Source organism: Kerstersia similis, from assembly GCF_965139615.1.
In the GTDB taxonomy this organism is placed as follows: domain Bacteria; phylum Pseudomonadota; class Gammaproteobacteria; order Burkholderiales; family Burkholderiaceae_B; genus Kerstersia; species Kerstersia similis.
Window position 1 is genome coordinate 1 of the sequence record NZ_CBCSIQ010000013.1, and the last position, 20091, is coordinate 20091.

Genomic DNA, 20091 nt, shown 5'->3' on the forward strand with positions numbered 1-20091 from the left:
GGGGGGGCGCAGTCGGACTGTTCTTCCAGCGCCGCCAATTCCCGTCTTGCCAATAGCCCTGCTTTGAGCAGCTGGCGCATGGGAAAGGTCAGGTTGGCGGCGTCGGTGTCGGTGTCTGCGGCGGGCGGTTGCAGGGCGATGTCGCTGGCGGGAGTGTTGGGGTCGAGCAAGCCGAAGAACTGATCCAGCGCTTGCTGGATGGCCGGCGGCGTGGCGGGCAGTTCCGCCAGGGCGCCGATGATGGAGGCCATCTGCGAGGCCAGGATGTGGTTCTGGATCACCAGGTTGTTGACTTCCGGTACCAGCACCTGCCGCGAACGGGGTTCCCGCGTCATGCGGTAGAAGGCTTCTGCCATGTTGGCCAGCGCTGTGTGCAGGTTTTTGCGGGCCAGCATCCAGTCCAGTTTGGCTTGTTCCAGTTCAGCGTCATGTTCGTCGTTGGGGTCGGCGGTAGCCGTGCGTGCCGCATCGACATAGAGCAGGCCGGTGCGCAGGTATTCACGGTTGGCCTTGAGGCTGGCGCGCGCCATGGGCGCCATGTAGCGCTGTTCCCACCAGGGCAGGATGTAGCTGCAGATCAGGGCGATGATGCAGCCCAAAAAGGTGTCCAGCGCCCGTTCGCTGACCATGAAGAGCGAGTTGGGCGATACCAGGTGAAAGACGATCAGCACGTATATGGTGATGAATAGGGAGCTGGCCATGTAGTTCAGCTGGATGAGGCTGTTGCCCAGGACGCTGGCAATGAACATGGCGGCAATCAGCGAGGCCGGGGCGTCAAGCACGGTGAATAGCGCAAGCGCGATGATGCAGCCTATCAAGGTGCCGATCAGGCGCAGCGAATTGCGCTGGCGCGTGAGCGCAAAGCCGGGTTTCATGATGGCGACGATGGTGAGTACGATCCAGTAGCCGTGCGGCCGCAGGACTTCAATGGAATAGCTCAGCGTCATGGCGATGGCAGCGCCACAGGCGACACGGATGGCGTAGCGGCAGTGGGGCGAGTCCAGCCTGAGGTTGGAGGTGAGCATGCTGAGCCGGAAGTCCTGGCGGGATAGGAAGTGGCTCAGGGATTTGTTGATGCGCAAGGTGCCATCCGGCCGGGCGCTGCGGGCGGAGCGAGTGTGGGCGTAAAGCCGTTCCACCAGGCGGGCGGCGCCACGCAGGCGGCGCTGTACTTGCAGCAGGACGCCGTAGAGTTCCGGGTCCTGCTGCGGCAGGCCTTGTTGGCGCAGTTGCTCCATTTCATAGTCGATGGCACGCAGTTCCGCCTTGACGCTGGTGCGCTCCATGGCCGGGCGGCCTTGCGAGACGGCGAGGGCAATGCGCTCCAGGTCGTGCGAGAGTTTGTTCAGGCAGTCGCGCGCGAACAGCATGATGTCGGCATCGCGCAGGTTGCGCCGCAGCAGGATGTAGTCCGTGTGCGTGGCCAGCATGGTGTCCAGGATGGCGATCATGTCGCTGAAGATGTTCCAGAGCATGGAACGTTCAGAGGTGTGGCTGTCTTCACCGGGCAGGGATCGCAGGACGATGTCGCGGGCGTCCTGGTGCTGTTCGATCATCGCGGATTGCCGGCGGATCAGGGTGCGGTAGCACTCTTCCAGATCCTGGTTGACATCATAGAAGGCGGAGCGCGCAGCGATGTAGTCGGCTGTGGCGAAGAGGGCGACAGAGAGCGATTGCCGGGTTTCCCGGACTGCCAGCAGGTAGCTGATGCCCAGGCTGAATGCGGTGTAGAACAAGCCTCCGCCTGCGGTATAGAGCAGGGCGGCAGGTATTTCCGCAGGGGTGAGCGGCGCATGCATGGTGACGCTCATGAGCAGCAGGCAACCCATGCTGATCAGGTTGCCTTTTTTGCCATAGACCGAAAACATCGAGAACACGAAGCACTGTGCCACGACAGCGAGCCAGAGTATCGCTGGGATGGTGCTTGCCAGACCGGTGATGGCGACCACGAGTGTGCTGAGCGCGCAGCATGTCAGCATTTCGTTGCGGCGGTGGCGGTGCGGTCCGGGCTGGTCGATGATGGCCGTGCCCAGGGCACCGAAGGTGGCAGCGATGCCGGCAGATAAGTCGCCCAGCAGCAGCCCCAGTATCAGCATGGGGGTCAGCATGCCGATGCTGCGGCGCAGGCCGAGCAGGAAATAATGACTGTAAAGAAACCTGTTCAGCGATTCGAGGCGGATGTCCATGGCGTCGGTGATGCGTGGGCCGGAGCGTACGCCTGAGCGGGATGTCGCCGTCAGGCTGCAGCCACGTGGCAGAGGGTGTCGGATTGACGGTGGCGGCTGCGGATAGGGACCGCGGGAAACCGGCCCGCAGGCCTGTTTCCTGCAAAGAGAAGTATAAGGGCTGGCGGCGCCGCTGCGGTGGTCGAAACACCGTGTTTGCGTGAGTTCGCGTGGCGCGGGAGGGGGATCTTTCAGCCGGCGCAAGTGCATGTTTTTCTTTGCTGAAATACGATGGTGTGATGCACAAGAAACACTGTTTCATTGGCGTATGGACAGTTCCTTTACAAACGGGTAAATTCCAAAACTTGCCTTGCTCTGCTATCAGGAGCGGGGCAGAGGCAGTCAAAGTCTCCGGGTCATCCGCCCGGGCCAATGCGCCGTTATACCGTCGCGGGCCGCGTCACAAGCGCAGGCGTTGCGGCATCCGTTTCGATCCAGAGCATCCCATCCGGGGTGCGTGCGAAACGTTGTCGATGATTGTGCTGTCAGGCGGCAAGGCAGGTGGGTAGAGCGGTTCCGTGAATCGCAAAGCGCCACATTGTTTTGTCTGTTTCTGGGGGCGCATCCGGCTAGCCGCCGTTACCCGGGCGGGCAGCGATCGAGGACGTTTTAGCCGGTACAGAAAGGAATATTCATGGAACTCAATGGCGCAGATATCCTTGTGCGCTGTCTTGCCGACGAAGGCGTGGAACACGTTTTCGGTTATCCCGGCGGGGCGGTGCTCTATATCTACGATGCAATCTTCAAACAGGATGCTTTCCAGCATATCCTGGTCAGGCATGAGCAGGCCGCGGTTCACGCTGCCGATGCCTATTCCCGTTCGTCCGATAAGGTCGGCGTCTGTCTGGTGACCAGCGGTCCCGGGCTGACCAATGCCGTGACCGGCATTGCCACCGCCTATATGGACTCGATCCCGATGGTGATCATCAGCGGCCAGGTGCCGACGACGGCCATTGGCGAAGATGCTTTCCAGGAGTGCGATTCGGTCGGGATTACCCGTCCGTGCGTGAAGCACAACTTCCTGGTGCGCGACGTCAAGGACCTGGCCGAGGTCATGCGCAAGGCATTCCATATCGCCCGCACCGGCCGGCCTGGCCCCGTGCTGGTCGATATCCCGAAGGACGTCACGATCGCCCGTGCGCGTTATGCGCCGATCAAGGGTGAGCTCAAGATGCGTTCCTATGCGCCCGTGGTGAAGGGGCATCAGGGGCAAATCAAGAAGGCCGTGCAGATGCTGATGGCCGCTGAGCGCCCCATGCTTTATACGGGTGGTGGCGTCATCCTGTCCGATGCCAGTGCCGAGCTGCGCGAGTTCGCCAGCCTGATTGGCGCGCCGCTGACGAGCACCTTGATGGGCCTGGGCGCCTTCCCGGCCAATGAAGGGCTGTTCGTGGGCATGCCTGGCATGCACGGTACCTACGAAGCCAATATGGCGATGCAGCACAGCGATGTGCTGATCTCGATCGGCGCCCGCTTCGATGACCGTGTGATCGGCAATCCCAAGCATTTCGCGCAGAATACCCGCAAGATCATCCATATCGACATTGATCCGTCGTCGATTTCCAAACGCGTCAAGGTGGATGTTCCCATCGTTGGCAACGTCAAGGATGTGCTGCAGGAGATGATCGCCCAGTTCAAGGAACTGGCGCCGGCATCGCGCCGTCCCTCGCTGGACAAGTGGTGGCAGCAGATCGAAGGCTGGCGTTCGCGTCAGTGCATGAAGTACGAGCTTTCCGATGAGCTGATCCGGCCGCAGTATGTGGTGGAGCAGCTGTGGGAAGAAACCGGCGGCAATGCCTTCGTGACATCCGATGTGGGCCAGCACCAGATGTGGGCGGCGCAGTACTACCGCTTCAATGAGCCGCGCCGCTGGATCAATTCCGGTGGCCTGGGCACCATGGGGGTGGGCTTGCCCTATGCCATGGGTGTGCAGGCAGCCCATCCGGGAGCGGAGGTGGCGGTCATTACCGGTGAAGGCTCCATTCAGATGAATATCCAGGAGCTGGCGACCTGCAAGCAGTATCGCTATACCCCCAAGATCATCTGCCTGAACAACCGCTTCCTCGGCATGGTGCGGCAATGGCAGGAACTGGATTACGGTTCGCGCTATTCCGAGTCCTACATGGATTCGCTGCCGGATTTCGTGAAGCTGGTGGAAGCCTATGGCCACATCGGCATGCGTATCGACAAGCCGGCGGATGTCCGTCCTGCACTGCGTGAGGCTTTCGCGGCGAAGGACAGGCTGGTGTTCCTCGACTTCATCACGGATCGCGGCGCCAACGTCTGGCCTATGGTCAAGGCCGGCAAGGGCCTGACCGAAATGCTGCTGGGTTCCGAGGATCTGTGAGGTGGCTGATATGAAACACGTGATTTCCGTCCTGATGGAAAACGAGCCTGGCGCATTGTCGCGCGTGGTCGGCCTGTTTTCCGCCCGCGGCTACAACATCGAGACGCTGACGGTAGCGCCTACCGAAGATCCGACACTGTCGCGCCTGACGCTGGTGACGGCGGGCTCGGATGCCGTGATCGAGCAGATCACCAAGCATCTGAATCGCCTGATCGACGTCGTCAAGGTGGTGGATCTCAACGAAGGTCCGCACATCGAGCGTGAGCTGATGCTGATCAAGGTGCGCGCGGTGGGCAAGGAGCGTGAAGAGGTCAAGCGCATGGCTGACATCTTCCGCGGCCGTATCATCGACGTCACCGATAAGAGCTATACCATCGAGCTGACCGGTGTGCAGGAAAAAATCCAGGCGTTCATCGACGCGCTGGATCGCAGTGCCATTCTCGAGACGGTCAGAACCGGCGTTTCCGGCATCGGCCGGGGCGAGCGGGTGCTGAAAGTCTGATCCCCGCGCCTGGCCAGGGGGCCGGGCGTATTCCGAATTGATTAATTGCAATCCAAAGAATTCCTCAGGAGATACACATGAAAGTTTTCTACGACAAGGACGCTGATCTGTCCCTCATCAAGGGCAAGACTGTTGCGATCATCGGTTATGGTTCGCAGGGCCACGCCCATGCGCAAAACCTGAATGACTCCGGCGTCAAAGTCGTGGTCGGCCTGCGCAAAGGCGGCTCGTCCTGGAACAAGGCTGTCAATGCCGGCCTGGAAGTCAAGGAAGTGGCTGAAGCCGTGCGCGCTGCCGATGTGGTCATGATGCTGCTGCCGGACGAAAACATCGCCCAGGTGTACAAGGAATCCGTGGCCGACAACATCCAGTCGGGTGCTGCGCTGGCGTTTGCCCACGGCTTCAACGTCCATTATGGCCAGGTCGTGCCGCGCAAGGATATCGACGTCATCATGGTGGCGCCGAAGGCTCCGGGCCACACGGTGCGTGGCACCTATGCCCAGGGTGGCGGCGTGCCCCACCTGATCGCCGTGCACCAGGATCATTCCGGTTCCGCCCGTGATATCGCTCTGTCCTACGCCAGCGCCAATGGCGGCGGTCGTGCCGGTATCATCGAAACCAACTTCCGCGAAGAAACCGAAACCGACCTGTTCGGTGAACAGGCTGTGCTGTGCGGCGGTACCGTGGAACTGATCCGCATGGGCTTCGAAACCCTGGTGGAAGCTGGCTACGCGCCAGAAATGGCTTATTTCGAGTGCTTGCACGAACTGAAGCTGATCGTTGACCTGATCTATGAAGGCGGCATCGCCAACATGAACTACTCGATCTCGAACAACGCCGAATTCGGCGAATACGAGACCGGCCCGAAGGTTGTCAACGAAAGCTCGCGCGTTGCCATGCGTCAGGCGCTGAAGGACATCCAGACGGGTGATTACGCCAAGCGCTTCATCCTGGAAAACGCTGCCGGCGCAGCTTCGCTGACCGCTCGCCGCCGCATCATCGCTGATTCGCAAATCGAAGAGGTGGGTGCCAAGCTGCGCGCCATGATGCCTTGGATCGCCAAGAACAAACTGGTTGACCAGTCGAAGAACTAAGTTATTCAGGCCACTGCTTGCCCGGCCCTGCTGTCCAGGGTGGGGTAAAGCGTGCTGAAGCGGGGCGCAAGCCGGGTCACCCGGTTTGCGCCCCTGTTGTTTCCGGCGCGCGGTTTGCGATGTCTCGCCACGTTGGCAGGTATTCGGTTAATCTTCGTCTGCGGCGACGGCAAGCCGGGCGTCATGCGCAGCGCGCGCTGTGGGGCAGCGGGAAACCTTGCGCAGCACAGAAGCGCTTATCAGAAATGACTGCTGGCGCGCTTGCCGGTGCGGATGGTATTGTCGCCCTCCGGGTGCCGGCTTGATGTGCGCTTGCCGCTGCATGAGAGCCATGCCTGCCGGTGCGCCCCACAGATACCTTTTGCGATTCGTCTCGCAGCCAGCATCAAGCCTTACGGGCCGATGCTGCCATTTGAACCAACGGAAAATCCTGACTTATGCCGAACCTGCGTTTTCGTGATGCCGATCATCGACACCGCAGCATCTACCTGTTGCCCAACGCCTTTACGACAGCCAATCTATTTGCGGGCTTCTACGCCATCGTTCAGGCCATGGGGGGTCATTTCGAAGCGGCGGCCATCGCCATCTTCGTCGCCATGGTGTTTGATGCCATGGATGGCCGCGTGGCTCGGATGACCAATACCCAGTCTTCGTTTGGCGAGCAGTATGACTCGCTGTCGGATATGACGTCCTTCGGCATTGCGCCGGCGCTGGTGATGTATGAATGGGCCCTGCATGACCTGGGGCGCTGGGGCTGGCTGGCCGCGTTTGTCTATGTTTCGGGCGCTGCCTTGCGATTGGCGCGTTTCAATACCAATATCGGTGTCGTCGATAAGCGCTTTTTCCAGGGCTTGCCCAGTCCGGCTGCGGCGGCACTGGTGGCCGGTTTCATCTGGCTGGTCGTGGATAATAAATTGGCGATTGCGCCGGAAAGCCTGGCCTGGTTCAGTTTTGGCCTGACGCTCTACACCGGTATTACGATGGTGACGGACGCACCGTTCTACAGTGGCAAGTCAGTCATGATCGGCCGCAGCGTGCCTTTCTGGGTCATTTCGGTCTTTGTGGCCGGGTTTGTCTTTATCTCCAGCGACCCACCGGTGGCGCTATTCGGCTTTTTCGTTCTCTATGGCCTGTCGGGTTGGGTGATCTGGTTGTGGCGCTGGCAGCGCTTGCGCCGCTTGAGTTCTGGCCGGCGCGAGATCTGAACCCATTTCCAGAGCGTGGCGCTGCCTGGTTTCAGGCCGGGAAAAAGCTGGGCATCAGTCTGAAAATGGAAACCTACCGATGAAATGAACTGCACCCCAAACGTTGGATACGAATCCAACCTTTGGGGTGTTTTTCATGGGGTGGCTTGTGATGAGGGGCTGGTCATGCAGGTGGGCACACAGTTGGCCTGACCAGGTTGGCCCGACCAGGTTGGCCCGACCAAGATGGCCTGACCAATAGCCAGCCAGGCCATCGGCAAGGTCATTGCTTGCCGCCCAGGTGCCGGCTCGCTTCAGAAGTCAAAGTAGTTCCAGGGCGAGGTATCTTCAAACCGCGGATCCGGCCCTGGGAAGAAACGGGTGACTTTTTCACCCGTCATGCCGAAAAATACGTACATCACCGAATTCCAGACACCATTTTCGCGATAGCGGTAGCCCCAAACCTGCTCCCGCAAATTCGGCATGCCCACCCAGCCGGTGCGGGCAGGGGGGCCGAATGCGCAGGTTACATCGTCTTTCGTCCAGACTCCCGTGCGCAAACGCTCGAAAGATTCGTCGGTCAGCACGGGCTGGCGCATCAGCAAGTGGCCGTCGGCATTGAAGTCCATGGCCCAGGCATATTGCCCCTGCGGCTGCTGCGACCAAACGGCGCGCACGCCGCCATCGGGCAGGGGGCATGCGCTGCTGGGCGCGCCCAGGGTGGCGGTTGCGCTGCTCAGGGTGGCATCGGCAGGCAGGGTCATCGGGGTGGAACAGGCGCCCAGCAGCACGGTTGCCAGCGTCAATGGCAGGCTCAGGCGGGTCAGGCGGCGAAAGCGGATACGATCAGTTTGCATGGCAGGTACTCGTTCGAGACGCGCAGGATAGGCGTACGGCAGGATGTTGGGTCACGATAAACAAAAAGATATCGCTGATATTGTGCCTCGTTTGCGGCTCGCTTGCGTCAGCGTGGCGCGTGCGCCGCACTACGGATGTATCGGGGGTGGCCGGGATGCCTTTTTGCAAGCTGGCGCAGATACCGCGCGACAGCCTGGGTAGATATGGGGTATTATGAGCGGCTATACGGAAAACGTATTGAATTGTGTGGCGCAGCCGTAGCAGGTCAGGATGACGCAGTTGGTCGAATGACACACGCGGGTGCGCATTTTTTCAGCTCACGCCAGGGCACCTCGGTTCTGGCGCATGTCCGAGAGGAATACATCATGTCTGTTGCAGATATCAAGAAGTCCGAAATTGTTTCGCAATTCCAACGCGCCCAAGGCGACACGGGTTCCCCCGAAGTGCAAGTGGCACTGCTGACGGCTCGCATCAACGAGCTGACGGGCCACTTCAAGGAGCACGTCAAGGATCACCACTCGCGTCGCGGTCTGCTGCGCATGGTCAGCCGTCGCCGCAAGCTGTTGGACTACCTGAAGGGTCGTAACCCTGATGCTTACCGCGCCCTGATCGAAAAGCTCGGTCTGCGCAAGTGATCGAAGTCAAGGGGGCTGGTTCCCCATGATGCCGACCGTGGGCGATGCAGCGCTGTATGTGCTGCATCGCCCACGGTTTTTTTACTGTCGGGCGGGTGTCAGGCTGTCATGCTGCTCTGGTGAGCAGCAAGCGGGCAACAAGGCCGATGGCAAAGGCATTTTTTACATAGCAAGGATTCATAGACAATGTTCAATAAAGTGACCAAGTCGTTCCAGTACGGTCAGCATACGGTGGTGCTGGAGACGGGTGAGATTGCCCGCCAGGCCTCCGGTGCCGTGCTGGTATCCATCGAAGACACCGTCGTGCTGGCAACTGTTGTCGCGGCACGCAAGGCCAAGGCCGGCCAGGACTTCTTCCCCCTGACCGTCGATTACATCGAGAAAACCTATGCGGCTGGCCGCATCCCCGGCGGTTTCTTCAAGCGTGAAGGCAAGCCCTCCGAAAAGGAAACGCTGACCTCCCGCCTGATCGACCGTCCGCTGCGTCCGCTGTTCCCGGAAGGCTTCTACAACGAAGTCCAGGTGATCATCCACACGGTTTCGGTCAACCCTGAAATCGACCCGGATATCGCCGCCATGATCGGCGCTTCCGCTGCGCTGGCTATTTCCGGCATTCCGTTCAACGGCCCGATCGGCGCGGCCCGCGTTGGCTACATCGACGGCGCATACGTGCTGAACCCCACGGCCAGCCAGCTCAAGACCTCGGCGCTGGATCTGGTGGTCGCCGGTACCGAAAATGCCGTGCTGATGGTGGAATCCGAAGCCCAGCAACTGAGCGAAGAAGTGATGCTCGGCGGCGTGGTCTATGGCCACGAGCAAATGCAGGCTGTCATCAATGCCATCCACGATCTGGTGGAAGACGCCGGCAAGCCCGAGTGGGACTGGCAGGCTGCCCCGCGCAATGAAGCCCTGATCGCTGCTGTGTCGGCAGTCGCTGATGGCGGCCTGAAGGCTGCGTACTCCATCCGCGAAAAGCAGGCACGCACGACGCAACTGCGCGAAGTGTATGCCGATGTGCATGCCAAGCTGGCCGAACAGGCTGCCCAGGCAGGCACGGATGCCCCGGATACGGTCGAAGTCGAAAACATTCTGTTCGATCTGGAAGCCCGTATCGTCCGTTCGCAAATCCTGAGCGGCGAGCCGCGCATCGACGGCCGCGACACGCGTACCGTGCGCCCGATCAGCATCCGCTTGGGCGTGTTGCCCCGCGCGCACGGCAGCGCGCTCTTCACCCGTGGTGAAACGCAGGCGCTGGTGGTGGCCACGCTCGGCACCAAGCAGGACGAGCAGATCATCGACGCCCTGATGGGCGAGTACCGCGACCGCTTCATGTTCCACTACAACATGCCTCCGTTCGCGACCGGCGAAACCGGCCGTGTGGGCGTGCCCAAGCGTCGTGAAATCGGCCATGGCCGCCTGGCCAAGCGTTCGCTGGTGCCGCTGCTGCCCGCACACGAAGATTTCCAGTACAGCATCCGTGTGGTGTCGGAAATCACCGAGTCGAACGGTTCCTCTTCGATGGCGTCGGTTTGCGGCGGTTCGCTGGCCATGATGGACGCCGGCGTGCCGGTGAAGGATCACGTGGCCGGTGTGGCCATGGGCCTGATCCTGGACGGTGGCAAGTTCGCCGTGCTGACGGACATCCTGGGCGATGAAGATCACCTGGGCGACATGGACTTCAAGGTGGCGGGCACCGAAAACGGCGTGACCGCACTGCAGATGGACATCAAGATCCAGGGCATTACCAAGGAAATCATGCAAGTGGCGCTGGCTCAAGCCCGCGAAGGCCGCCTGCACATCCTGGGCAAGATGAAGGAAGCCCTGGGCGGTTCGCGCCAAGAGCTGTCCACCTTTGCGCCGCGCATGCTGCAGATCAAGATCAACCCCGAGAAGATCCGTGACGTGATCGGCAAGGGCGGCGCCACCATCCGTGCGCTGACCGAAGAAACCGGCACGCAGATCGACATCTCGGATGATGGCAGCATCACCATTTCCAGCGCCGACCTGGATCGTGCGAAGGAAGCCCAGCGCCGTATCGAGGAAATCACCGCCGATGTGGAAGTGGGTCAAGTCTATGAAGGCAGCGTGCTGCGCTTGCTGGACTTCGGTGCCATCGTTCAGGTGCTGCCGGGTCGTGACGGCCTGCTGCATATCTCGGAAATCGCCAACTACCGTATCGCCAATATCAACGATGTGCTGAAGGTTGGCCAGGTTGTGCGCGTGAAGGTCATCGAAGCTGACGAAAAGGGCCGTCTGCGCCTGTCGGTGAAGGCCATCGGCGGTATCGAGCAACAAGGTGGTCCGGCTGCGCCGGGCGCTGCCCAGTAATTACTGCCTGCCACGCTCCGGTGCCGCTGTCAGGGCGCCGGGTGTGCTCAGCGGGTAGTCAGGCCCCAGCGGCTGGAGAGATCCGGCCGCTGGGGTTTTTGCATCAAACGTCATGATCATGCCTCTGACGGCATGCACCGGCTGGCATGCAACCGGTGGACGACGGGCCGGCGGTGTTCCGGGCTGGCGGAGTATTCAAACAATAAAGGAGACAATGATGTACATGCATATCGTGCTGCTGGCCTTCAAGGAAACGCCGGACGCTGCATGGCTGGAAGGTATGGAAGCTTGCTGCCAGCGCATCAGGCAAGAGTGCGAGGGCTGGGAGATCTATCATTTCGGGCCTAATCGGGCGGCCTTGTCGCAAGGCTATTCCCATGCCGTCATTTCGGCATTCCAGGACGCCCAGGCCCTGGAAAACTATAAAATCCATCCGGCACATATTGCACTGGAAGCATTTGCCGGCCCTGCGCTGGCACGCGTGCTGGTCCTGGATGACGATGTGCCATCATTCGGCCGGGGGTAGAGCGCCTGGGTGCTGTCGCGTTTCTGGCAGCGCAAGGCCGGTATGATCGGGCTGCCGGATTTTTGCAATGTGCCGCCAGGGGGAGGGCAGGCTCGGATGTGTGCCTTGCCGTGAACCTGGCGTGGCGTGGGCAAAGCCGTGAGAAAGGAGTTGGGGTGTCAAGCGCGATCGACGAAATTATTGCGGGACGGGAGCCTGGCGGGCATGAACAGCCTGCGCACCACCGGTATGTGGTGACTGTATTCGGGCTTTACGGCCGTCCTTCCGGCAAGGCGATTCCGGTTGCGGTACTGGTGCGCTTGTTATCGGAGCTGGGGTATGAGCCGACGAGTGTGCGCTCGTCCATTTCACGCCTGAAGAAAAAAGGGGTATTGATCAGCCGCAAGGCGGGCAGCGCCAGCGGTTATGCCCTGTCGGACGAACTGGAGCCGCACATGCTGGCCGGCGATGAGCGGATTTTTTCGCCACGTACGGCAGGTATCGCCGATCCCTGGCTGCTGGTTTCGTACTCGGTGCCGGAAAGTGAGCGGAAGAATCGCCATAAGATCCGGGCTGGCCTGGCGCGCATGGGATTTGGCAATGTGGCCCCGGGCCTGGGGATCGCACCGGTGCGCGCCCAGGCCGAAGCGCTGGAGTATATCCGCGAGCATGATCTTTGGCCTTATGTGGATTTCTTCGTTTCCGAGCCGGTCGGGTTTGGCGATTTGCGCCTGAAGGTGGCGCAGTGGTGGAACCTGGATGCACTGGAAGGCGAGTACCTGTCTTTTGTGCAGGCGTTCGGTGCGCTCAATGAGCGCTGGCTGGGGTATGTCCGCGAAGATCCGGAAACCTTGCGCGAGGCGTTCAAGGTCTATGTGCCCATGGTGACGCAGTGGCGCCGCTTGCCGTTTCTGGATCCTGGCTTGCCGCCCGAGCTATTGCCGGCGGAATGGCAGGGCATTGCCGCCCGCCGCGTATTCAGCGACTTGCATCGGGTGCTCAAGCCCTTGTCCGCGCGTTATGTGGAAGAAGTGATACGTACCTTGTCCTGATCGGGCGCTTGCCGGCTCGTTGCGAAATGGCTGAGCCGGGATATCAGATCTTCTGAAATCCGGTCGAAACGATCGGTGTCCATGTCTTGCAGCATGGGTGCGTCCAGCCAGGCGGTGCGATTGCCGAACTGAAAGGGCAAATCCAGGCAATGGCCGGCATGCAGGTCGGGCAGGGGGCTGCTTTCTGAAAAGGTCTCCAGGCATACCGGGCGTCCTGCGGCGCGCATGGCATTGGCGTATTCATTGGGGAAGCGCTGGAATTGGCGCCAGGAGGAGGCCGTGACCAGCTGCCGGTAGGGTGACAGGCCGCAGGCGGCGCCATCATAGCGTCCGTGAGGACGCAGTACCGGCGGTATATCTGCGTCATTCCAGGTGGCAAGGGCGCGATCGACGTCGTCTTGCGTTGCGTGCAGGTGGTGTGGAGACTGGAAGAAGAAACTGGCGGACTCGTCCGAGGTGTAGCGCAGATAGACGGCTTCGGCATGGCAGGCCCGCGCCGCCCAGTCGGCTTGCAGCAGCGCAGCCGGCAGGCCAGAGCTGGCGACCGGCAGAAAAGCGGCGGGGGCATACGCCAGGTTTGGGCGCGGGCTTTCCGGTAGGTGGGCCAGAGCGGATTGAGCGGTTTGCATGAGCTGTCTTGCATCCACATGCAGGAGATCGTGATCGGGCAGATGCGCCTGTACCCAGTGTGTGATGGCATCTTGCCGGGCTTGCGGCCAGGGTTCCCGGGTACCCATGCTGAGCAGTGCGATGCGGTGTACCAGGCCTCGGGTTTGCGGCAAGGTGGAAAGCAGATGTGCATACCAGCCGCCAGCAGATTGACCGGCAAGGGTGATGCGCGTCGGGTCGCCTCCGAAATGGGCGGCGTGCTCGGCTGCCCACTGGAGCGCGAGCAGCAAATCTCCGGCAGGGAGCGGCAGCTCCTGGGGCGCAGCCTGAGGGGAAGCCAGATGACCCAGGGCACCCAGCCGATAGTTGACGGTGATGACAACCATGCCTTGAGCCGCCAGGCGGCTGCCGTCATACCAGGGCATGGCGCCGCCACCGGTCATCCAGGCGCCGCCGTGGATAAAGAAGAGCACGGGTAAACCTTGTGCGTTTTGCGGTGCCCAGACATTGGCATAGAAAGCGTCTTCGGACTGAGGGTTGGCTTGGCCATGTCCCATGGCAGCCGCCAGTTTGCCTGGCAGTTGCGGAAAAATCGGAATGTCCAGCAACCGGGATGCCGCCAGGCGGCCAGAGGCAGGCCTGGCGGCCGCAAAGCGAGCGGGGGCACTGGCATAGCGCAGGCCGTACCAGGCATTCAGGCGGGTGCGGCCCACGCTGAGGCTGGCATTGGGGAGGTCGGGGGCAAGGTTGCCGGACATGGAGGTTTCCCGTTCAGAGTTTGTTGGAAATATAGGGCGTGTCCGTCATGCCATTGCCATGGAGTTCATAGCCCATGGGGGCGGTGATGGAAGCATGACGGGTGCCGGTGTTGATATCCCGCCACATGCGTCCCAGCAGGCTGCTTTCCGCGAAGGATGCAGTGCCGTGCAGCCAGCAGAGTTCATTGGCAGCCTCGACCAGTTCATGGCCGGCGTGGCCGATCCCGGCCCGGTGCCGCGCGCGTTCGGCCAGCGGCATGGGGGTCGTGCCGGCGGCGACTGCGTCGATATGGGCGGCGGCGCGTTCCAGCAGCAGGCGTGCGCCGTCGATTTTGATGCTGGCGGCTCCAAGGTTGTGGACAAAGGCGCCGGAGTCTGTTTGTTTTTTGTAGTGGGTATAGGTAACGCCGCGTTTGTGGGCGATGTCTGTCGTGTAGTCCAGGGCAGCATAGGCGGCGCCCAGCGATGGGGCCTGGATAGTGGTGGACATGGTCAAATGCGGCGTCAGGCGTCGTCCGAAAGTGGCCTGAGGGTCGCACTCCGGGCCGGTGCCCATCAAGGCTTCGAAAGTGATGACGCGGTTCTTCGGCAGCCACAGGTCTTGCGCAACCATGGTATTGGAACCTGAGCCTCGCATGCCGATGGTGAACCAGGTGTCATGCACTTCGTATTCGCCACGTTGCATCATGGCAAAGCCAATGCGAGGCGTGCTGCCTGCCTGTTCATCCTGGATGAACAGAATGCCGATGGCCCATTCCGAGTGTGAACTGTTGGAAGCAAAGGGCCATTTTCCGGTGATGCGCCAGCCGTCGCCATCCGGCGTGGCGGTTCCCTGGGGCTGGGCAAATATCGAAGCAGCCCGTATCGGGCCATGGGCAAAGACTTCATCCAGAAGTTCGTCGCTATAGCGATTGGCCAGCATGACGGAGCCGTTGGAAATTACCACGCACCAGGCGGCTGCCGGGTCGTAGTAGCCAACGGTGCGTGCGACCTCCAGCAGCATGGAGGCGCCTCCTTCGTAGCCGCCATAGCGTTTGAGGGCGGAGATGCGCCAGGCACCCGTGTCCTCAAGCGCTTCAACGCTCTCGATGGGCAGGACGCGGTGCTGGTCGGCCAGCGGTGCGTTGTCGCGCAACAGGCCGCCAATGCGGTGAATACGTTCGACGATGGCAGCCGTCTCTGCGCTGGAAGGGGCTTGCGTCTGGGTCAGGCGATCAGGACGGGTCAGGATGGTAGAGGACATGTGATTTCCTTGTGCGGAACGGGCGCGCCAGTTATCAAGGTGTGGGCGCCTGTGCTGCCTGTGCCGCCAGTGCCATGGACAGGTGGCACTGAGAGGGGCGGGCGGATGTGGGGAGCTTGCTGATGGATACGCCGGTGTCCAGCGCGTTCAGGCGGGATCCGGGCGGTGCCCCATGGGGGCGAGCAAGGTGATCTTGAAGCGCTGGCAGGCGTTTTCCAGGCGTTCTTCGGTGGCATGGTCCATGCGCCAGCCTTTTTGTGGAGCGGGGTAGTCGGCCGGAATGGCAACCGCACGGAAAAATTCGTCCAGGCCGCCAGGGGCGGACATGACCAGCCACTTGGCTTCGGCGTTCGGATCCACTTTGAAAATGTGGGGGACATCTTTGGGCATGAGGATGCAATCACCAGGCCCGAGGGTGACGGAGGTGTCGGCGGCCCAGAAAGAAATCCTGCCTTCCAGGATGTAGAAGATTTCGTCTTCTCCCGCATGCTCGTGCAGCGGCGGCTCCGAACCGGGTTTGGAGTGCGTCAAGGCCATCATGAAGCGGCCCTGGGTCATTTGGGTGGTGATGATGGGTTGAATCAGGTCGCCGAGAAACCAAAGGTTTTCTCTTTCCGACTCCCGGATGACGGCGATCCGGTTGTTGTCTTGGGCGGGGGCGTGGGCTTGTTCAGGCATTTGCGTCTCCTTCGTTATGTTGATGTTCGTGGATTCAATATAACGACGGTCGTAATTTGTTTGCAATATCAAAAATATCCACCAATGTGGTTTTTCTTGGTGTTATCCCTTAAAAATTAGGGATATTACGGATATTTCATGTGCAATACCGGTCTGTGGTTTTCCCTATATCTATTGCGAAATTATGACGTTCGCAATAATTTAAAAATGAGCGTTGGCGATTTACGCCGGGCTTCTGTCGGAAACCACCACAGCGGGGGACAGGCCCCCGAAGGAATCGTGTCACCATGACTCTCAGACCATATCCAGAGTTGGACGCGCAGCTGTTGCGGGAAGCTTTCGGGCATTTCCCTTCAGGTGTGGCCGCACTGGCGGCCGAACATGCCGGAGAGCGGCATGTCATCGTCGCGTCGAGTTTTTCCGTTGGCGTATCGCTGGATCCTCCGCTTGTTGCGGTGTTTATCCAGCAACATTCATCGACCTGGACCATGCTGGCGCAAGCGCAGCGGATAGGCGTATCCATCCTGGGCGATGCCCATGCGGGGGCCTGCCGCCAATTGGCCAGCCGTGACAAACAGGCCAGGTTTCATGGCGTCGCGGCCGAAAGCCGGGAAAGCGGCGCGATACAGATCGAGGGCGCTGCCGCCTGGTTCGAATGCAGTGTGTTTGATGTGCGTGCCGCCGGGGATCATGAGGTGGTGCTGCTGCGTATCCATGGCCTGCTGATGGAGCCGGATGTGGCGCCGCTGGTCTTTCACCGTTCGCGTTTCACCAGCGTCGCGGCAGTTCCCGCCCCGGCACTGATGGTTTCCTGACACTTGCCGGGGGCAAGGAGGATAAATAATGAAAACAAAAAATACGGGCGCAGGCGCCTCATCGACACCGATGGCATTTTCCATGGCCGCAGGCCAGAACACGGCCTTGCCTTTCCCGGCAACGGGGGGGGCGGTGGAATCCCAGGGGGCAGCGGCTGGTGCCGGAGGCAATAGCCGGCATGGGCCGGGTAGCGCAGGCGGTGATCAAGCCGCACCGGGCAGCAAGCAACGTCGTGCCGAAAACCGGCGGGTGGTGGTGGGTGTCGGCGTCGGCAATGCGCTGGAGTGGTACGACTGGACGGCATATTCCCTGTTTGCCGCGTATTTTGCCAAGCAGTTTTTCCGCAGCGACGATCCGATTTCCGATCTGCTGGGCACCTTGGCGATTTTCGCTGCGGGCTTTTTCATGCGGCCCTTGGGAGGCATTTTCTTTGGCTGGTTTGCCGACAGGCGGGGCCGGCGCCCAGCCATGACAATGGCGATGCTGGTGACGGCAGTCGGCAGCCTGGTGATTGGCGTGGCGCCGAACTATGATGCAATCGGCCCGGCAGCAGCGGTGTTTCTGTTGCTTGGACGCTTGTTGCAGGGCTTCGGGCATGGTGGTGAAGTGGTGTCTTCCTTCACTTATGTCACTGAAATGGCGCCAGCAAACAAGCGCGGTCTGTGGGCATCGTCGGTTTTTGCTTTTGTGACCATCGGCGTCTTGTCGGCAGCCTTGCTCAGTGCCGGATTGACCACGGCGTTTGGTGCGGACGGTGTGCGGGAGTGGGCCTGGCGCGTGCCTTTCGTGATTGGCGGTGTGCTGGGGGTCTATGCCTTGTATCTGCGCCGGAAACTGGACGAAACCCCAATGTTCCGTGCCAAGGCTGCCGCGCAAGCGAATGGCCAGGGCGGTGTGCGTCATCACGGCGTCGGTCGCCAGTTCTGGGCAGATGTCTGGCGCTATCGTGCTGCCTGCTTGCGCGTATTCGCATTGTCCGCCAGCGGAACAGTGCTGTACTACGTATGGGTGGTCATGGCGCCGACATTTGCCATCGGATCGCTGAAAATGGCGCCGGGCCCGGTCATGTGGGTCAGTGTGGCCGCCAATGTGTTCTTTGTGCTGTGCTTGCTGACCTGGGGGGCGTTGTCTGATCGCTATGGCCGCAAACTGAACTGGTACTTCTTTTCCATTGGTTCCATCATTGCGATATTGCCGCTGTCGATGCTGTTGACGGGTGGCAATGAGCTTTGGCGCCTGATTGTCTTCATGGGTGTGGGCACGCTGCTGATTTCAGCGCCTACCGCGATCATGCCGGCGTTCTTCCCGGAACAGTTCCCCACGCATATCCGTGCAGTTGCCATGGGCTTGCCGTTTTCGATCGCCGGTGCATTGACTGGCGGAACGGCCCCCTATCTGCAGGCCTGGCTCTATGCGCAGCATCAGCAAGTGCTCTTCGATGTTTATCTCATCGTGCTGTGCATCTTGGCCTTGATTGCGACGATTGTGTCGCCTGAAACACGCGGCAAGACGCTGTAGTACGGTTGCTGGCCGGCGATGGGTGGTGTGTCCAACTGGCAGTGCGGCAGGTGGGTGGGCCGCTCGTCGCCGGCCAGGCTTTTCATGGATGTTCCATCAGCATGACGGCACTGGTATCTGCCACCAGCGCTTCGAAAATATGGGTTTCGTCCGCCGGGTAGCTGGCGTAGTCGCCAGGGCCCAATTCCACGGTTTGGTTCAGCGGCCCGACCCGCGCACGGCCCTGGCAGATCACGACATGCTCGGCAGTGCCGGGCGGATGGGGAATGGAGACCCTGGGCGTGCCGGGTTGTGCCACGAGACGATACATATCACGCTGCATGCCGGCCGGACAGACGGCCAGCAGGGTGGCGACGTAATTGGCCTCTTCCGATGCCAACGCCATGCCCTCACCGGCACGCAGCACTTGTATGGGAGGGCGAGCGGGCGCAATCAGGCGCGTGACCTGGATCTCCAGCGCCATTGCCAGTGCCCATAGGGTTTCCAGTCCGGGGTTGCCGACGCCGGCCTCGATCTGAGACAGCGTAGATTTTGCTACGCCAGCCCGTTTGGCCAGTTCTGACACAGACAGGCCGACGCGTTCCCGTTCGCGGCGCAAAGAAGCGGAAAGAATGGCGATCGGAGTGGAAAACGGTGATTCCGGCACGGTAGCTATCCTTGGTGCGGCAAAAGAAGGGGGCTGGTGTTCTGTATAAAAAACAAATGTTCTATTTGACGAACAATGAATCTTTGTACATTATATCGTCCTTAGCGTTTTTTTTACTGAACGGCAGGTCTGGGCGCGGCGTGAGTGTTGCGCCCTATCTTGTTGCGCAGGCCAGGGAAATAATGGATACAAGAACAAGAGGCGTGGTCGAGATGACTGTCGCCATGCTGATTTCAGGCACGATAGGCTGGCTGGTGATTGAAACGGCCATGCCCGTGATGGCGGTTGTTTTCTGGCGTTGTGCCTTGGGCGGGCTGGCAATGTTATTGGCCTGTGCCGGCCTGGGCGTGTTCCGGGGAACCATGCCGGGCTGGCGCAAGCTGGCGTGGGTAGCGCTAGGGGGAGTGGCCTTGGTGGCGAACTGGTATTGCCTGTTTACCGCCTATTCCCATTCGTCTATTGCCGTCGCGACCATCACTTATCACACCCAGCCCTTCATGCTGGTGGCGCTGGGCGCCATCTTCTTCGGAGAGCGGCCGGGCATGCGTCAATTGGGTTGGCTGGGGTTGGCGTTTGCCGGTGTATTGCTGATCGTCGTTGGCGGACAGCAGGGAGATAGCGCGTCCCGGACGTATCTATACGGGATTGCGCTGGCGCTGGCGGCAGCATTTTTCTATGCCATCGCGGCAGCGATTACCAAGCGGCTCAGCGATGTGCCGCCGCATTTGATCGTGCTGATCCAGATGGGGGCAGGGGTGCTTTTGCTCTGGCCCGCGGCGCAGCTGCCGCATGGCAGCGATGCGGGAGCGACCTGGGGCCTGTTGCTGACGCTGGGCTTTGTGCATACAGGGCTGATGTCCACCTTGCTGTATGGGGCGCTGCAGAAAATTTCGACGGTCTTGGTCGGCGCGCTTTCGTTCATCTACCCGGTCATGGCCGTCGGGGTGGATGCCTGGGCCTTTGGTCATCGGCTGGGCGGCTTGCAGATCCTGGGCGCGCTGGGCATTTTGCTGGCGGTGGCAGGCATGAACTTTGGCTGGCGCTGGCCGGGGAAGTCGTTGCGGGTCGCGGCACAGAAGCCGGGCTAGCTCAA

At 60.8% G+C, this 20091-nt stretch carries 17 protein-coding genes; 11 read left to right on the top strand and 6 right to left on the bottom strand.

All coding sequences use genetic code 11. The features are described from left to right. Positions 1 to 2186: FUSC family protein (locus tag ACNA1V_RS09495; protein WP_415833368.1), on the bottom strand; the 2186-nt coding region annotated here is incomplete at its 3' end. Between the two features lie 673 nt (positions 2187 to 2859). Here ACNA1V_RS09495 and ACNA1V_RS09500 point away from each other — a divergent pair. The 4 genes from ACNA1V_RS09500 to pssA all read left to right on the top strand — a co-directional run bounded on the left by ACNA1V_RS09500 (position 2860) and on the right by pssA (position 7373). Beyond that, entirely contained in the window at positions 2860 to 4572 is a 1713-nt protein-coding gene (locus ACNA1V_RS09500) for an acetolactate synthase 3 catalytic subunit (protein WP_415833369.1), read from the top strand. Positions 4573 to 4582: 10 nt separating this feature from the next. Continuing rightward, entirely contained in the window at positions 4583 to 5074 is a 492-nt protein-coding gene (gene ilvN / locus ACNA1V_RS09505; RefSeq protein WP_068370122.1) for an acetolactate synthase small subunit, read from the top strand. Positions 5075 to 5151: 77 nt separating this feature from the next. Beyond that, positions 5152 to 6168: a ketol-acid reductoisomerase gene (gene ilvC, locus ACNA1V_RS09510; RefSeq protein WP_415833370.1), complete on the top strand. Its 1017-nt coding sequence runs from the start codon at positions 5152 to 5154 to the stop codon at positions 6166 to 6168. A gap of 437 nt (positions 6169 to 6605) precedes the next feature. Beyond that, positions 6606 to 7373 carry a CDP-diacylglycerol--serine O-phosphatidyltransferase gene (gene pssA / locus ACNA1V_RS09515; protein ID WP_415833371.1) on the top strand — a complete coding sequence of 256 codons (768 nt, stop codon included), beginning with the start codon at positions 6606 to 6608 and terminating at the stop codon, positions 7371 to 7373. A gap of 293 nt (positions 7374 to 7666) precedes the next feature. On the opposite strand, the gene ACNA1V_RS09520 is transcribed toward pssA, so the two are convergent. Beyond that, entirely contained in the window at positions 7667 to 8209 is a 543-nt protein-coding gene (locus tag ACNA1V_RS09520; protein WP_415833372.1) for a hypothetical protein, read from the bottom strand. A 366-nt stretch (positions 8210 to 8575) separates the two neighbouring features. Here ACNA1V_RS09520 and rpsO point away from each other — a divergent pair, with 366 nt between their 5' ends. From rpsO to ACNA1V_RS09540, 4 genes are all read left to right on the top strand, one after another. Beyond that, entirely contained in the window at positions 8576 to 8845 is a 270-nt protein-coding gene (gene rpsO / locus ACNA1V_RS09525; protein WP_068369963.1) for a 30S ribosomal protein S15, read from the top strand. Between the two features lie 186 nt (positions 8846 to 9031). Further along, a complete protein-coding gene (gene pnp, locus ACNA1V_RS09530; protein ID WP_415833373.1) occupies positions 9032 to 11173 on the top strand; it encodes a polyribonucleotide nucleotidyltransferase in 2142 nt (713 codons plus the stop codon). A 214-nt stretch (positions 11174 to 11387) separates the two neighbouring features. Next, positions 11388 to 11699 (top strand): Dabb family protein, encoded by a 312-nt coding sequence (locus ACNA1V_RS09535; RefSeq protein WP_415833375.1) that lies wholly within the window; start codon positions 11388 to 11390, stop codon positions 11697 to 11699. A gap of 155 nt (positions 11700 to 11854) precedes the next feature. Further along, on the top strand, positions 11855 to 12730 hold the full coding sequence (locus tag ACNA1V_RS09540; protein ID WP_415833376.1) for a PaaX family transcriptional regulator: 876 nt from the start codon (positions 11855 to 11857) through the stop codon (positions 12728 to 12730). On the opposite strand, the gene ACNA1V_RS09545 is transcribed toward ACNA1V_RS09540, so the two are convergent. The 3 genes from ACNA1V_RS09545 to ACNA1V_RS09555 all read right to left on the bottom strand — a co-directional run bounded on the left by ACNA1V_RS09545 (position 12697) and on the right by ACNA1V_RS09555 (position 16018). Then, a complete protein-coding gene (locus ACNA1V_RS09545) occupies positions 12697 to 14097 on the bottom strand; it encodes a carboxylesterase family protein (protein WP_415833377.1) in 1401 nt (466 codons plus the stop codon). The two genes, ACNA1V_RS09540 and ACNA1V_RS09545, sit on opposite strands and share 34 nt — an antisense overlap. Before the next feature lie 13 nt (positions 14098 to 14110). Next, positions 14111 to 15340 (bottom strand): acyl-CoA dehydrogenase family protein, encoded by a 1230-nt coding sequence (locus ACNA1V_RS09550; protein ID WP_415833379.1) that lies wholly within the window; start codon positions 15338 to 15340, stop codon positions 14111 to 14113. A gap of 147 nt (positions 15341 to 15487) precedes the next feature. Continuing rightward, positions 15488 to 16018, bottom strand: a complete 531-nt coding sequence (locus ACNA1V_RS09555; RefSeq protein ID WP_415833380.1) for a cupin domain-containing protein — start codon at positions 16016 to 16018, stop codon at positions 15488 to 15490. 287 nt (positions 16019 to 16305) lie between these two features. Here ACNA1V_RS09555 and ACNA1V_RS09560 point away from each other — a divergent pair, with 287 nt between their 5' ends. Together ACNA1V_RS09560 and ACNA1V_RS09565 are read left to right on the top strand one after the other, a co-directional pair. Next, complete coding sequence (locus tag ACNA1V_RS09560; protein WP_415833381.1) at positions 16306 to 16833, top strand: flavin reductase family protein; 528 nt, start codon at positions 16306 to 16308, stop codon at positions 16831 to 16833. 28 nt (positions 16834 to 16861) lie between these two features. Beyond that, positions 16862 to 18352 (top strand): MFS transporter, encoded by a 1491-nt coding sequence (locus ACNA1V_RS09565; RefSeq protein ID WP_415833382.1) that lies wholly within the window; start codon positions 16862 to 16864, stop codon positions 18350 to 18352. Positions 18353 to 18434: 82 nt separating this feature from the next. On the opposite strand, the gene ACNA1V_RS09570 is transcribed toward ACNA1V_RS09565, so the two are convergent. Beyond that, a complete protein-coding gene (locus ACNA1V_RS09570; protein WP_415833383.1) occupies positions 18435 to 18998 on the bottom strand; it encodes a helix-turn-helix domain-containing protein in 564 nt (187 codons plus the stop codon). 182 nt (positions 18999 to 19180) lie between these two features. Between ACNA1V_RS09570 and ACNA1V_RS09575 the strand changes: the two genes are divergently transcribed. Next, positions 19181 to 20086 (top strand): DMT family transporter, encoded by a 906-nt coding sequence (locus ACNA1V_RS09575; RefSeq protein ID WP_415833384.1) that lies wholly within the window; start codon positions 19181 to 19183, stop codon positions 20084 to 20086. The last annotated feature ends 5 nt before the right edge of the window (positions 20087 to 20091 follow it).

What these genes read in the sequence shown, in the direction of transcription:
- ACNA1V_RS09545 (WP_415833377.1), bottom strand. Translation starts at nt 14,097, where the DNA reads ATGTCCGGCAACCTTGCCCCCGACCTCCCCAATGCCAGCCTCAGCGTG.
- ACNA1V_RS09535 (WP_415833375.1), top strand. Translation starts at nt 11,388, where the DNA reads ATGATGTACATGCATATCGTGCTGCTGGCCTTCAAGGAAACGCCGGAC.
- ACNA1V_RS09520 (WP_415833372.1), bottom strand. Translation starts at nt 8,209, where the DNA reads ATGCAAACTGATCGTATCCGCTTTCGCCGCCTGACCCGCCTGAGCCTG.
- pssA (WP_415833371.1), top strand. Translation starts at nt 6,606, where the DNA reads ATGCCGAACCTGCGTTTTCGTGATGCCGATCATCGACACCGCAGCATC.
- ACNA1V_RS09565 (WP_415833382.1), top strand. Translation starts at nt 16,862, where the DNA reads ATGAAAACAAAAAATACGGGCGCAGGCGCCTCATCGACACCGATGGCA.
- ilvC (WP_415833370.1), top strand. Translation starts at nt 5,152, where the DNA reads ATGAAAGTTTTCTACGACAAGGACGCTGATCTGTCCCTCATCAAGGGC.
- ACNA1V_RS09560 (WP_415833381.1), top strand. Translation starts at nt 16,306, where the DNA reads ATGACTCTCAGACCATATCCAGAGTTGGACGCGCAGCTGTTGCGGGAA.
- ACNA1V_RS09500 (WP_415833369.1), top strand. Translation starts at nt 2,860, where the DNA reads ATGGAACTCAATGGCGCAGATATCCTTGTGCGCTGTCTTGCCGACGAA.
- ACNA1V_RS09555 (WP_415833380.1), bottom strand. Translation starts at nt 16,018, where the DNA reads ATGCCTGAACAAGCCCACGCCCCCGCCCAAGACAACAACCGGATCGCC.
- pnp (WP_415833373.1), top strand. Translation starts at nt 9,032, where the DNA reads ATGTTCAATAAAGTGACCAAGTCGTTCCAGTACGGTCAGCATACGGTG.
- rpsO (WP_068369963.1), top strand. Translation starts at nt 8,576, where the DNA reads ATGTCTGTTGCAGATATCAAGAAGTCCGAAATTGTTTCGCAATTCCAA.
- ACNA1V_RS09550 (WP_415833379.1), bottom strand. Translation starts at nt 15,340, where the DNA reads ATGTCCTCTACCATCCTGACCCGTCCTGATCGCCTGACCCAGACGCAA.
- ACNA1V_RS09575 (WP_415833384.1), top strand. Translation starts at nt 19,181, where the DNA reads ATGGATACAAGAACAAGAGGCGTGGTCGAGATGACTGTCGCCATGCTG.
- ilvN (WP_068370122.1), top strand. Translation starts at nt 4,583, where the DNA reads ATGAAACACGTGATTTCCGTCCTGATGGAAAACGAGCCTGGCGCATTG.